Source organism: Photobacterium chitinilyticum (assembly GCF_004104355.1).
In the GTDB taxonomy this organism is placed as follows: Bacteria; Pseudomonadota; Gammaproteobacteria; order Enterobacterales; family Vibrionaceae; genus Photobacterium; species Photobacterium chitinilyticum.
Genome location: NZ_RJLM01000016.1, coordinates 70,057 through 82,481 on the forward strand (window position 1 = coordinate 70,057; position 12,425 = coordinate 82,481).

14 protein-coding genes and 1 tRNA gene are annotated in these 12,425 nt (G+C 50.3%); 11 read left to right on the top strand and 4 right to left on the bottom strand.

Annotated elements, in window-relative coordinates:
- Window positions 1-141: 141 nt before the first annotated feature.
- Window positions 142-1,248, bottom strand: coding sequence for a PilT/PilU family type 4a pilus ATPase (locus tag EDI28_RS22740; RefSeq protein WP_128786168.1), 1,107 nt, complete (start codon window positions 1,246-1,248; stop codon window positions 142-144).
- Window positions 1,249-1,281: 33 nt separating this feature from the next.
- Window positions 1,282-2,313, bottom strand: coding sequence for a type IV pilus twitching motility protein PilT (locus EDI28_RS22745; protein WP_128786169.1), 1,032 nt, complete (start codon window positions 2,311-2,313; stop codon window positions 1,282-1,284).
- A gap of 23 nt (window positions 2,314-2,336) precedes the next feature.
- On the opposite strand from EDI28_RS22745, the gene EDI28_RS22750 reads away from it, so the two are divergent.
- The 7 genes from EDI28_RS22750 (at window position 2,337) to hemW (ending at window position 7,243) form a co-directional block, all read left to right on the top strand.
- Window positions 2,337-3,047 (top strand): YggS family pyridoxal phosphate-dependent enzyme, encoded by a 711-nt coding sequence (locus EDI28_RS22750; RefSeq protein ID WP_128786170.1) that lies wholly within the window; start codon window positions 2,337-2,339, stop codon window positions 3,045-3,047.
- Window positions 3,048-3,080: 33 nt separating this feature from the next.
- Window positions 3,081-3,899, top strand: a complete 819-nt coding sequence (gene proC, locus EDI28_RS22755) for a pyrroline-5-carboxylate reductase (RefSeq protein ID WP_128786171.1) — start codon at window positions 3,081-3,083, stop codon at window positions 3,897-3,899.
- 9 nt (window positions 3,900-3,908) lie between these two features.
- Window positions 3,909-4,466 carry a YggT family protein gene (locus tag EDI28_RS22760; RefSeq protein WP_128786172.1) on the top strand — a complete coding sequence of 186 codons (558 nt, stop codon included), beginning with the start codon at window positions 3,909-3,911 and terminating at the stop codon, window positions 4,464-4,466.
- Window positions 4,463-4,756 (top strand): DUF167 family protein YggU, encoded by a 294-nt coding sequence (gene yggU, locus EDI28_RS22765; protein WP_199287481.1) that lies wholly within the window; start codon window positions 4,463-4,465, stop codon window positions 4,754-4,756. The genes EDI28_RS22760 and yggU overlap by 4 nt, the downstream gene beginning before the upstream one ends.
- A 155-nt stretch (window positions 4,757-4,911) precedes the next feature.
- The gene (locus EDI28_RS22770; protein WP_128786173.1) at window positions 4,912-5,340 is read left to right on the top strand and encodes a DUF4426 domain-containing protein; all 429 of its coding nucleotides are present in this window, start codon (window positions 4,912-4,914) and stop codon (window positions 5,338-5,340) included.
- A gap of 152 nt (window positions 5,341-5,492) precedes the next feature.
- Window positions 5,493-6,086, top strand: a complete 594-nt coding sequence (locus EDI28_RS22775) for an XTP/dITP diphosphatase (protein ID WP_128786174.1) — start codon at window positions 5,493-5,495, stop codon at window positions 6,084-6,086.
- A complete protein-coding gene (hemW, locus tag EDI28_RS22780; protein ID WP_128786175.1) occupies window positions 6,086-7,243 on the top strand; it encodes a radical SAM family heme chaperone HemW in 1,158 nt (385 codons plus the stop codon). Before EDI28_RS22775 ends, hemW begins: the two co-directional genes overlap by 1 nt.
- Before the next feature lie 201 nt (window positions 7,244-7,444).
- Here the strand turns inward: hemW and glsB are convergent, their stop codons facing one another.
- On the bottom strand, window positions 7,445-8,365 hold the full coding sequence (gene glsB, locus EDI28_RS22785; RefSeq protein WP_128786176.1) for a glutaminase B: 921 nt from the start codon (window positions 8,363-8,365) through the stop codon (window positions 7,445-7,447).
- A gap of 107 nt (window positions 8,366-8,472) precedes the next feature.
- Entirely contained in the window at window positions 8,473-9,210 is a 738-nt protein-coding gene (gene trmB / locus EDI28_RS22790; RefSeq protein WP_128786177.1) for a tRNA (guanosine(46)-N7)-methyltransferase TrmB, read from the bottom strand.
- Window positions 9,211-9,465: 255 nt separating this feature from the next.
- Between trmB and mutY the strand changes: the two genes are divergently transcribed.
- The 4 genes from mutY to EDI28_RS22810 all read left to right on the top strand — a co-directional run bounded on the left by mutY (window position 9,466) and on the right by EDI28_RS22810 (window position 12,358).
- Window positions 9,466-10,533, top strand: a complete 1,068-nt coding sequence (gene mutY / locus EDI28_RS22795) for an A/G-specific adenine glycosylase (protein ID WP_128786178.1) — start codon at window positions 9,466-9,468, stop codon at window positions 10,531-10,533.
- A 108-nt stretch (window positions 10,534-10,641) separates the two neighbouring features.
- Window positions 10,642-10,917, top strand: a complete 276-nt coding sequence (locus EDI28_RS22800; RefSeq protein WP_128786179.1) for an oxidative damage protection protein — start codon at window positions 10,642-10,644, stop codon at window positions 10,915-10,917.
- Between the two features lie 113 nt (window positions 10,918-11,030).
- Entirely contained in the window at window positions 11,031-12,164 is a 1,134-nt protein-coding gene (gene mltC / locus EDI28_RS22805) for a membrane-bound lytic murein transglycosylase MltC (protein WP_128786180.1), read from the top strand.
- Between the two features lie 118 nt (window positions 12,165-12,282).
- A tRNA-Phe gene (locus EDI28_RS22810) sits at window positions 12,283-12,358 on the top strand.
- Window positions 12,359-12,425 lie beyond the last annotated feature (67 nt).

Genomic DNA, 12,425 nt, shown 5'->3' on the forward strand with positions numbered 1-12,425 from the left:
ATAAGCAACAAAGTAAAGCCCCAAAAATCGACACAAAACAATTAACATCAAATAGTTATAGTAAACTAGCAATAAAAAAAGCTTTAGGGCCATTACAACCCCAAAGCTTTTCTATCACCGTGTTCTTTTTATTCTTCGGATCTAGCCCATATCAACAGTTACACCATCGAGCGTATTGCTGCCTTGCTGATTCTTACTGCCCACTTTGATCATCAGGCGTAGATCATTGGCCGAATCGGCATGATGAAGAGCATCTTGCTCGGTGATCTTGCCTTGGCTAAACAACTCGTACAGCGACTGATCAAACGTCATCATTCCGGACTCATTAGACTTGGACATCGCATCTTTGATCTCGTGCAGCTCTCCACGACGGATCAAATCAGCGATCCTTGGCGTATTGAGCAATAACTCGAATGCACCATGACGGCCAATACCGTTGGCATCCGGGATCAACTGCTGGGCCAGAATACATTTCAAGTTCAGGGATAAATCGAACAAGAACTGCTCTCTGCGCTCCTTGGGCACCAAATGAAGGATCCGCTCCAGTGCCTGGTTGGCATTATTGGCATGCAATGTCGCCATACACAGGTGGCCAGTTTCGGCAAAATTCATCGCATACTCCATGGTCTCAGGCGTCCGGATCTCACCGATCAGGATCATATCCGGCGCCTGGCGCAGGGAGTTCTTCAGTGCTACAGCATAACTTTCGGTATCCAGGCCGACTTCGCGCTGGGTCACAATACAGCGGTTATGCTTGTGGACAAACTCAATCGGGTCTTCGACTGTCAGGATATGCCCGCTATGATTGTTATTGCGAAACCCTGTCATTGCCGCCATCGAGGTTGACTTGCCTGATCCCGTCGCCCCGACAACCAATACCAGCCCACGCTTGGCCAGTGCCATCTTTTGCATATCCATTGGTAGGTTCAACGAGAAAAGATCAGGGATTTCAGTCTCAATCCGTCGAATAACCATGCCCGGCAGCTCGCGCTGCCAAAAAGCACTGACCCGAAAACGCAGCTCGCCGCGCACCAGGGCAAAATTTGCTTCCTGGGTCGACGTAAAATCCTGTAACCGTTCGCGATCCATCGCATCGTCAAACAAAACATCAATAGCCACGCGATCCAATACCTCGCCCAATGGCTGCAAGTTTCCGTCAATCCGCAGCAAACAAGGAGAATCCACCGTGATATATAGGTCAGATGCCTTGCAACGCACCATCTCTTCGAGGATCTGCTGTAAGTTCATTACCTTTCCTTTTCTTTAGCTAATACTGACACGTTATGCGAAGGTACTGTCGACGACACGGCGCCCTTCTTCAGACTCAACGATCCCCTGCGCCACCAGCATTTTGACACTCTGCTCCATCGTCTGCATCCCCATCGCAGAGCCGGTCTGGATCATAGAGTACATCTGCGCAACTTTAGCTTCCCGAATAAGGTTACGAATAGCAGGTGTTGCCATCATCACCTCATGGGCCGCAACCCGGCCACCACTCACGCACTTAAGCAAGTTTTGCGATACCACTGCCCGCAACGACTCCGAAAGCATCGAACGCACCATTGCCTTGTCATTACCGGGGAAAACATCAATGATACGGTCAACCGTCTTGGCAGCCGAACTGGTATGCAAGGTGCCGAGCACCAAATGGCCGGTTTCTGCCGCCGTCAGGGCCAAACTGATTGTTTCCCTGTCCCGCAGCTCCCCGACGACAATCACATCGGGATCTTCACGCAGCGAAGAACGCAGTGCATTATGGAAACTATGCGTATCACGATGAACTTCGCGCTGGTTAATCAGGCAGCGTTTGCCGCTATGAACAAACTCCACCGGATCTTCAATCGTCAGAATATGCCGATTGTCGTTTGCGTTGATGTAATCAACCAAGGCGGCGATAGTTGTCGACTTACCGGAGCCTGTCGCCCCGGTAACCAGTACCAGCCCCCGCTGACACTGGGCTATCTTATAAAAAACCTCAGGTACGTTGAGTGAGTCCAGTGACGGGATATTGATCGGAATAGTTCGAAATACCGCCGCACTTCCCCGAGACTGCTGAAAGGCATTCACACGAAAACGGCCGACTTTCGGTAGCTCAAAAGAGAAATCGACCTCAAGCTTCTCTTCGTACTCCCGACGCTGGGCATCAGTCATGATATCAAATACCAATCGATGCACCTCACCATGCTCTAACGCTGGTAAACTAAGTTTTCTTACGTCACCATCTACCCTTATCATTGGCGGAACACCAGCAGAAAGGTGCAGATCAGAGGCATTATGCTTTACACTAAAGTCCAGTAGTTCGGTGATATCCATATATTTTCCCCACAGAATCAATTATGAGTAGTATCAAACAAAATATTGAACAGGTCATCTCCCAGATAACCTCAGCAACAGAAAAATGCGGTCGGGCAGCCGATTCCGTGCAATTACTGGCAGTAAGCAAAACCAAACCGATCGCCGCAATCGAAGATGCGATCGCGGCGGGACTGTTTGCGTTTGGTGAAAACTATGTCCTGGAGGGTGTCGAGAAGGTACAGCATTTCGCAACCAGCCCCCAGGCTGACAGGCTAAGCTGGCATTTTATCGGGCCGATCCAGTCCAATAAAACCCGGCTGATTGCCGAGCATTTTGACTGGGTGCATTCTGTCGACCGGGCTAAAATCGCCCGCCGGCTGAGCGAGCAGCGTCCGGAAAACATGCCACCATTAAATATACTATTACAGGTCAATACCAGCGCCGAAGCCAGTAAATCCGGGGTGTCTTTTGACGAGTTGGCGACACTGGCCGACGAAATCGCTGCCATGCCTAATATCGTGCTGCGTGGCCTGATGTCGATACCGCAGAAAGCAGATGACTACGATAGCCAGCATGCTGCCTTCAGCGCCCTGGCAGATGCCCAAAAAGCGCTGCAGAACAAACATCCGCAGCTCGATACCCTGTCGATGGGAATGAGCGGCGATATGGAGGCCGCCATTGCGGCAGGCAGCAGCATTGTTCGTATTGGTACCGCTATTTTTGGCGCGCGAGACTACGGAACAAACCAATAAGTTGCCCTCAGGACAATTTTATAAGGACTTTACATGGAACAACGTTCAATCGCTTTTATCGGTGCCGGCAATATGGCCCGCTCTATCATTGCCGGGCTAGTTTGTAGCGGCTACCCCGCAGACAAAATTACCGCAACCGCGCCAGGATCGGCTCGCCGTGAACCACTCGCCCGCGATTACGGTATCCATACCGGCGACGATAATCTGTTGGCAGTCGAACAGGCCGAAGTGATCGTACTAGCCGTCAAACCTCAGTTGATGGAAGACGTTTGTCGTCCGCTGCAGAGCATAGATTTTTCAGGTAAGCTGGTGATCTCTATCGCAGCAGGTATCTCGGCCAAGCGTCTCAATGACATGCTCAACGCCGAGCTTAACCTCGTTCGGGTGATGCCTAATACGCCGTCTCTCATTGGAAAAGGCATGAGCGGCATGTATGCTCCGGCAACAGTAGCGGGATCAGATAAGATCTTTGCCGAAAACTTAATGCGGGCTGTTGGCGAAGTGTGCTGGGTAGAGCAGGAAGCAGGAATTAACGGTATTATAGCCGCAGCCGGCAGTGCCCCTGCCTACTTCTTCCTGTTCATGGAGGCAATGCAGGCCGAGGCCATCAAGCAAGGGTTTGATCCCCAAACGGCCCGTTTGCTGGTTCAGCAGTCTGCAGCAGGCGCTGCCGAGATGGTTGTTGCCAACCCAGATATCGAGCTGGCAACCTTGCGCGAGCAGGTAACGTCAAAAGGCGGAACCACGGCAGAAGCACTGCGTACATTTAACGAGCACCAACTTAGTGATACCGTAGCAAAAGCAATGCGTGCTGCGATTACCCGCGCTGAAGAAATGGAAAAATTATTTTAAGGTTTAGTTATGAATTCAATTGGTTTTCTGGTCAGTACTCTATTTGACCTCTACATCATGGTTGTATTGCTGCGGATCTGGCTCCAGTGGGCCCGTGCGGACTTCTACAACCCGTTTTCCCAGTTCATCATCAAAGCGACCCAACCCGTCGTCGCACCGCTACGTCGCATTATCCCGTCCATTGGCTCGCTAGATCTCGCCACGCTGCTATTTGCCTATGTCCTTAGCATTGCCAAATTTGTCATCCTTCAGCTGGTTCTTACTGGCGGCGGCATGGCATTCAGCATCGATTTCTTATGGGTCGGCGCACTTGCCCTGCTTAAAGCCGCTGGCGGCCTATTGTTCTGGGTACTACTACTACGCGCTATCCTGAGCTGGGTAAGCCAGGGCCGCAGCCCGGTTGAATATGTAATGCACCAGCTAACCGAGCCGATGACAGCACCTATCCGCCGTATTATCCCAGCGATGGGTGGCCTGGATCTAAGTGTATTGGTTCTGTTCATCGGACTGCAGTTTGCCAACTTCCTGATGGGTGATCTTATCGGCCCTATCTGGCACCAGCTATGAGTCTGAATGCGGTAACCCGTAATGGCGACGATTTGGTGATCCGGCTCTATATCCAGCCGAAAGCCAGCCGTGACCAGATCGTCGGCCTGCACGGCGATGAACTGAAAATTGCCATTACCGCACCGCCGGTCGACGGCAAGGCCAATGGTCACCTGGCCAAATATCTGGCCAAGCAGTTCCGGGTTGCCAAGGGGCAAGTGGTGATTGAAAAAGGAGAGCTCGGCCGCCATAAGCAAGTGCGCATCGAGGATCCCCGAGAAATACCTGCGATTGTTTCTGAGCTACTGTAAAGATATGTCGCCTCAACTGCTTTAAAAAGTCGACAGCTCAGCCAAAAGGCTGGGCTGCTACTACTACCAGCAGCTGACTATACTAAAAGGATGTTATACCCACCAGGCTATAAGGGTCGTATAAGTAACCGGTGAGTATCCAGAAGGATAAAATCATGACTCGTATTTTATGTTTATTATCAGCACTACTCTTTACTGCCCTACCCGTTCATGCCGAACAGCTTGAAAATATCGGTAACCTTGAAGTCCATTACTCCAGCTTCCCGTCGACCTTTCTGACGCCTGAAGTCGCCAATACCTACCGTATTCAGCGCAGCCGCTACTCGGCCGTCGTCAACATCACCGTGCTGGATAAAACACAAGACGGCAAACCGGCTGTCACCGCTGTATTGTCTGGCCAGGCCAAGAACCTGCTTGGTTCGATCAAGGACCTCTCCTTTCGCGAAGTCCGGGAGGGTTCGGCCATCTACTATATTGCCGAGTTAAGCCATGCCAACGAAGAGAGCTTCAGCTTTACCATTGATGTATCTCAGGACGGTAATAATGGCCAGATAGCCTTCAAACAAACCTTTTATGTCGATTAGCCTGCAACCATACAAGCCAAGAAGGAGCCATTGGCTCCTTTTTTGTTTTCAACAGGGAAGTCCCGCGCGCAATTGAGTGGTGACAAAGCTAGATTGGTATTATCATAGCGCCCCATTATTATCAGTCCGTACGGACTCACCGAGGAACAGTGATGAGCAAACTAGTACTGGCCACTGGCAATCAGGGCAAAGTAAAAGAAATGGCAAGCCTGCTTGCAGACTTTGGCTTTGATGTCGTGGCACAAAGCGACTACAACGTCTCTTCGGTTGCCGAGACCGGCACAACCTTTATCGAAAATGCCATCATCAAAGCCCGTCATGCCGCAAAAGAGACCGGTCTGCCCGCGATTGCCGATGACTCAGGCCTGGAAGTGGACTACCTTAAAGGCGCGCCGGGTATCTACTCTGCCCGCTTTGCCGGCGAAGATGCCAGCGATCAGCTGAACCTGGAAAAGCTACTGAAGGAAATGGAAGGCGTCCCTGCCGAGCAGCGTACAGCCCGTTTCCATTGTGTGCTGGTGATGATGCGCCACGAAAATGATCCAACACCACTAGTTTGCCACGGCAGCTGGGAAGGCAGCATCCTGAGCGAAGTCCATGGCGAGAATGGCTTCGGCTACGACCCGGTATTCTGGGTTCCCGAAGATCACTGCGCCTCTGCCGAGCTGGAGCCTGCCCGCAAGAAGCAGCTTTCGCACCGCGGCAAAGCACTGCAGAAACTGTTTGCAGCCCTGAAGGACGCCTAATGCTAGTTCCACCACCACTAAGCCTGTATGTTCACATACCATGGTGTGTACAGAAATGTCCGTACTGCGACTTTAACTCGCATGCCCTAAAAACGGACATTCCCGAGCTCGATTATATCGACGCCTTAATCGACGATCTGGACACCGACCTGGCAGCCTATCAGCTGAAAGGCGATCGTCGTCTGCTGCATTCAATCTTTATTGGTGGTGGTACACCAAGCCTGATCTCTCCTGAAGAAATCGGCCGTCTGCTGCAAGCTATCGAAGCGCGCATTCCGTTCAGTGATGATATTGAAATCACCATGGAGGCAAATCCGGGTACCGTCGAAGCCGGACGATTTACTGCCTACCGAGCGGTCGGAGTGAACCGGATTTCAATCGGGATCCAGAGTTTTCAGGATGACAAGCTAAAGCGCCTAGGTCGCATCCATGGCAGCGAAGAAGCAATCAGGGCTGCAAAACTGGCGACCGAAGCCGGGTTGAACAGCTTCAACACTGATTTAATGCATGGCTTACCGGATCAGTCTATAGATGATGCCCTGTCGGATCTCAAACAGGCTATCGCCCTAAATCCGCCGCACCTATCCTGGTACCAGCTGACTATCGAACCCAATACCCTGTTTTATTCCAAGCCGCCGACGCTGCCGGATGACGATGACTTGTGGGATATCTTCGAGCAAGGCCACCAGCTGCTGGCGCAAGCAGGCTACGTCCAGTATGAAATTTCCGGCTACAGCAAGCCAGGGCTGCAATGCCGCCATAACCTCAACTACTGGCGTTTCGGTGATTATCTCGGTATTGGTTGTGGTGCACACGGCAAGATCAGCTTTGCCGACGGCACAATCACCCGAACGGTCAAGGTTAAACATCCACGTGGTTATCTGAATCCACAGAAACCGTATCTGGTTCAGGAAACTCAGGTGGATGACAGCGAAAGACCGTTTGAGTTCTTTATGAACCGCTTCCGCCTGCTCGAATCCTGCCCCAAGCAGGACTTTATCGATCGTACCGGCTTAGCGTTAACTGTTATTCAGCCTTCGATTGATTGGGCGCTGGCTAAGAAATACCTGACGGATAACGGTAGCGAGTGGCAGATCACCGAGCATGGCAAGCTGTTCCTCAATGATCTGCTGGCGGCATTTGTCGACGAAGAATAACCGTCGCGAGAATCCAGTTACGAGTTACGAGAAGAAGCTTATCTCGCAACTCGTATCTCGAACATCTCTCGTATTCGGGAGTTATTCGATCGTCACACTCCGCCAATTCTTAAGTGCCGGGATCAAGGATTGGATTTCATGTTCTTTCACTTCGCGCCTGGCTACCCTATAGCACAGCTCATCATGAACAGCCATTCCCCTCTAAAAAATAGAACGTCCGATTCTCTCTGCAAGCAATTCCAATGCCGCGGTCCCAGCCAGTGAATTACCGGAAGGATCCAGCTCGGGAGACCATACCGCAATCGACATCTCGCCCGGAACAATAGCGATAATACCGCCACCTACCCCGGATTTGCCCGGCATACCCACCCGGTAGGCAAACTCGCCGGCACCGTCATATAAGCCACAGGTCGCAAGCAGTGCATTCATTTGCTTGCACTGAGTCTGGCTGATAATGTTTTTTTTCGCCCCTAAAGGAAGCCCTTTGTTGGCTAAATAACTGAATGTTCTCGCCAAATCAACGCAGCTCATCTTCAGGGCGCAATAACTGAAATAATTGGTCAGAACCGGCATCACCTCGTTTTCGAAATTACCGAACGAACGCATCAGGTAGGCAATAGAGGCATTGCGGTCACTGTGTTGCATTTCAGAGGCTGCGACCTCTTTGTCATAGACAAGGTGCGGATTACAGGCCAGCTCCCGAACCTGCTCCAGCATCCTGTACTGAGGAGCCGAGAGGCGACTATGAAGCAGATCAGAGACCACCAATGCCCCGGCATTGATAAATGGATTACGCGGAATACCGTTTTCCAGCTCGAGCTGGATCATTGAGTTAAAAGCATGCCCCGAAGGCTCTTTGCCGACTCGCTGCCATATTTCATCAGGCTCATACAAAGTCATCGCCACCGTCAGGCTCAATGCCTTAGAGATCGACTGGATCGAGAAACATTCTTCACTGTCACCGGCCTGAATAATTTCACCATCGTTATAACAGACAGCGATCCCCAGCTTACTGGCAGACACTTTTGCCAATGCCGGGATATAGTTAGCCACTTTCCCCCGGCCAATCAATGGTCTGACTTCGTCTAAAATCTCACTGAGCAACGTTTCTGTTGGCTTCATTATTTTTCTCCAAGAGTAAAAAAGCCAACACGAGGCTGGCTTTTTCTTCAGATAGCATTGGATATATGTTGAATTTGGTTCAGTCACTGAACCGTCAACAAGGGGAATTATTCAGTTCGCTCGAACTTCATATCCCATACGCCGTGGCCCAAACGATGACCACGAGCTTCAAATTTTGTGAGTGGGCGATCTTCCGGACGCGGAATATAATCACCGTCAGTTGCCGTGTTGCGGTAACCCGGTGCTGCGTTCATCACTTCAACCATATGCTCGGCATAGTTTTCCCAGTCTGTCGCCATATGGAAAATGCCGCCAATCTTAAGCTTTTTGCGTAGCATTTCAGCAAATTCCGGCTGAACGATACGGCGCTTGTGATGACGAGCCTTGTGCCATGGGTCAGGGAAAAACAGTTGAACCATATCCAGGCTGCCGTCTGGGATCATATGATCGAAGACTTCGACGCCATCATGGCACATTACGCGCAAGTTTGTTAAACCCGCTTCTTCTGCAGCCATCAGACATGCACCAACGCCAGGACTATGCACTTCGATGCCAATATAGTTTTTCTCAGGTGCATTCTTCGCCATTTCAACTAGTGATGCGCCCATACCAAAGCCAATTTCCAGTACAACTGGTGCTTCGCGGTTAAACACCTCTTTCCAGTCCACGAGTTCCTGAGCGAAGTCTATACCCATTGTTGGCCAATTATTTTCCATAGCCAATTCCTGGCCCTTGGTTAAACGGCCTTCACGACGAACAAAGCTACGAATTTTTCGTACCAGTTTGCCGTCTTCGGTAAATTCAGTCATGGTCACTTCACCAGACTTTTTTGAAACTTCGCTCATGCTTACTATCCAAACAAAAAAGAAACGGAACGGCATTATCCAAAGTTATCGGCTAAGTTCAAGTCTATCGATTGCGACAATACCCAGATTGTGGTGCAATCTCGCTCAATAATACCCAATAATAACTTTCACCGCTGTGCGAGATGCACGGTGCCAGGAAGTATAAATGATTGCCAGATCTGACTCAATTTTAACCGACAATGGACGTCAGCAGCATCAAGGCAAACACACTACAAGTAAAGTGAGCGAGTTTCTGTGACTAATACCTTCTCTGAGGCCATTTTATCGTGGTACGACAAATTCGGCCGCAAGACGCTGCCTTGGCAGCTCAACAAAACACCCTACAAAGTCTGGCTATCGGAGATCATGCTCCAGCAAACCCAGGTTGCCACCGTTATTCCGTATTTCGAACGATTCCTGGCACGATTTCCTACCGTCCAGGATCTCGCCTCGGCGGAACAAGACGAGGTACTGCATCTATGGACAGGATTAGGTTACTACGCCCGCGCCCGCAACCTGCACAAAGCCGCACAGGTTATAGTCACCGAGCACAACGGTGAATTCCCGACTGACATTGAGCAAGTCATCGCCCTGCCGGGGATAGGCCGCTCAACCGCTGGCGCAGTATTATCCCTGTCGCTCAACCAGCATCACCCTATTCTCGACGGCAATGTAAAACGCACCCTGGCCCGCTGCTATGCCGTCGAAGGCTGGCCAGGCAAGAAGCCGGTAGAAAGCGCCCTGTGGGAAATCGCCGAGCAAAATACGCCAACACGAGGTGTCGAGCGCTATAACCAGGCAATGATGGACATGGGGGCGATGATCTGTACCCGCAGCAAGCCCAAATGCGAATTATGCCCGATTGCCGATCTCTGCGAGGCAAAAGCCCAACAGCGCCAGATGGACTTTCCCGGCAAGAAACCTAAAAAGACGCTGCCCGAAAAACAGGCTTGGTTTGCCATTTTTCAATGCGGCGAGGAAGTCTGGCTTGAACAGCGGCCACCCGTTGGGATCTGGGGGGGATTATGGTGTTTTCCGCAAAATGATCATCAGGATCTTGATACCATCATCGAGCAGCGACTTGGTACTTCTGCCCAGCAGATCCGATCCACAGAGCAACTCAATGCGTTCCGCCACACTTTTAGCCATTATCACCTCGATATCGTGCCAATCAAAATCACACTCAGTACTACACCGAATGTCATTCACGAGTCGGGCAAAGGACAATGGTACAACCTCAACCAGCCCCCCAAAGTCGGGCTGGCCGCACCGGTTCAGCAAATTCTGGAAAGCTTGCACTACGAGCTGAAAAACCAGCAATAACCTTACTACAGCAGTGGCTATACCGTCTGCGTGAAATATAGAAGCATAAGCTGCACTCTGGTATAACTAGCAACGTACTCATGAAGGTTAGGATTAAGGAGCCACTCGATGAGCCGTACTGTATTTTGTGCACGTCTAAAAAAAGAAGCGGAAGGTTTGGATTTCCAGCTTTATCCAGGCGATCTGGGTAAACGTATTTTCGACAATATTTCAAAAGAAGCTTGGGCGGAGTGGCAAGGTAAGCAAACCATGCTGATCAACGAGAAAAAACTGAACATGATGGATCCGGAGCATCGCAAGCTGCTAGAAACAGAAATGGTTAACTTTCTGTTTGAAGGTCAGGATGTGATCATCGACGGTTATACACCGCCTAGCGAGAAATAATTGTCCTGACTTCACGATTTATCCTCTTTCCGGTGTAAAAAAGCTTACCCGGAGTGCCAGAAAATGACATCATTTGCCATCAAACAAGTGATGTCTTTTTTTTACCGGGAACTATGAAAAAACGCGCTCTCTTACTGTCGCTTCTTTTGCTTAGCGGATGCAGCCGTGAATTTGTCGAAAAGTTTTATGATGTCGACTACGCCGCAACCAACCGTTTTGCCAAAAATCTCGCCCCTTTGCCGGGACAGTTTACTAAGGATTCTGCGGCATTTGATCGCCTGATGAGTAACTTCAGCGGCCAGGTCAAACGTTACTGGGGTGACAATGACTCCCTCGTGTCCGGTAAGCGTCAATATGTCAAATATACCGATGGCTACAAGAGCCGCGCCCATGTCGATTTCGTACGTGGCGTCGTGATTGTCGAGACGGTGGCAACCACAGAACCGGAAAATCACCTAAAAGAAGCCATAACCACCACGCTATTGACCCCGGACAACCCGGGTGGTGTCGATTTGTACTCAGACTCGGGAATTGACTTCAACGGTAAGCCGTTTCTCTATGGCCAAGTACTGGATCAACAGGGCAAACCTATCGAGTGGTCCTGGCGGGCTAACAAATTTGCCGATCACCTCATCAATACCGGGCTCAAAAAGCGGAAAATTCGCTACCAGCAGGCCTATTATGTCGAGATCCCGATGGTTGCTGATCACGCCAACAAACGAGGCTACAAGTATGCCAGTATCGTACGCGATGCTTCCCGGCGTTACGGTATTCCCGAGGATCTTATCTATGCCATCATCAAAACCGAGAGCAGTTTCAACCCTTATGCCGTCAGCCATGCCAATGCCTACGGCCTGATGCAGGTAGTCCCCAATACAGCGGGAGCCGATGTGTTCAAACTGGTAAAAAACAAATCTGGCAAGCCCTCGCCCGAGTACCTGTTTGATCCGGCAAAGAATATAGATACCGGCACAGCTTACTTCTATATATTGCGAAATCGCTATTTAAAAGATGTCCGTGATCCGCTATCACTACACTACAGCATGATTTCAGCCTATAACGGCGGTACTGGCGGCGTATTAAAAACCTTCCACAGAGACCGTAAGCGGGCGATGAATGACCTCAATCGTCTAGAGCCCAATCAGGTTTACTGGGCGCTGACCAATAAACACCCCAAAGCCGAAGCAAGGCGCTATTTACAGAAAGTGACTACTTTCCAAAAAGAATTTAACCAAGGAAAAATCTGATGCTATGACAAAGAAATAGCTGCAAATGCCACTCGTGTATAAAAAGCGAGCAGGCAGCCATTTTTATTAAAAAAGTAGTTGACGAAAAGCCTGAAAACCCGTTTAATAGCGCTCCGTTGCCTCGATAGCTCAGTCGGTAGAGCAGAGGATTGAAAATCCTCGTGTCGGTGGTTCGATTCCGCCTCGAGGCACCATTTCTTCTCTTTTGAAAAAATGGTGCAAGCAACGAAAATATAATTCCCCCTTAGTTCAGTTGGTAGA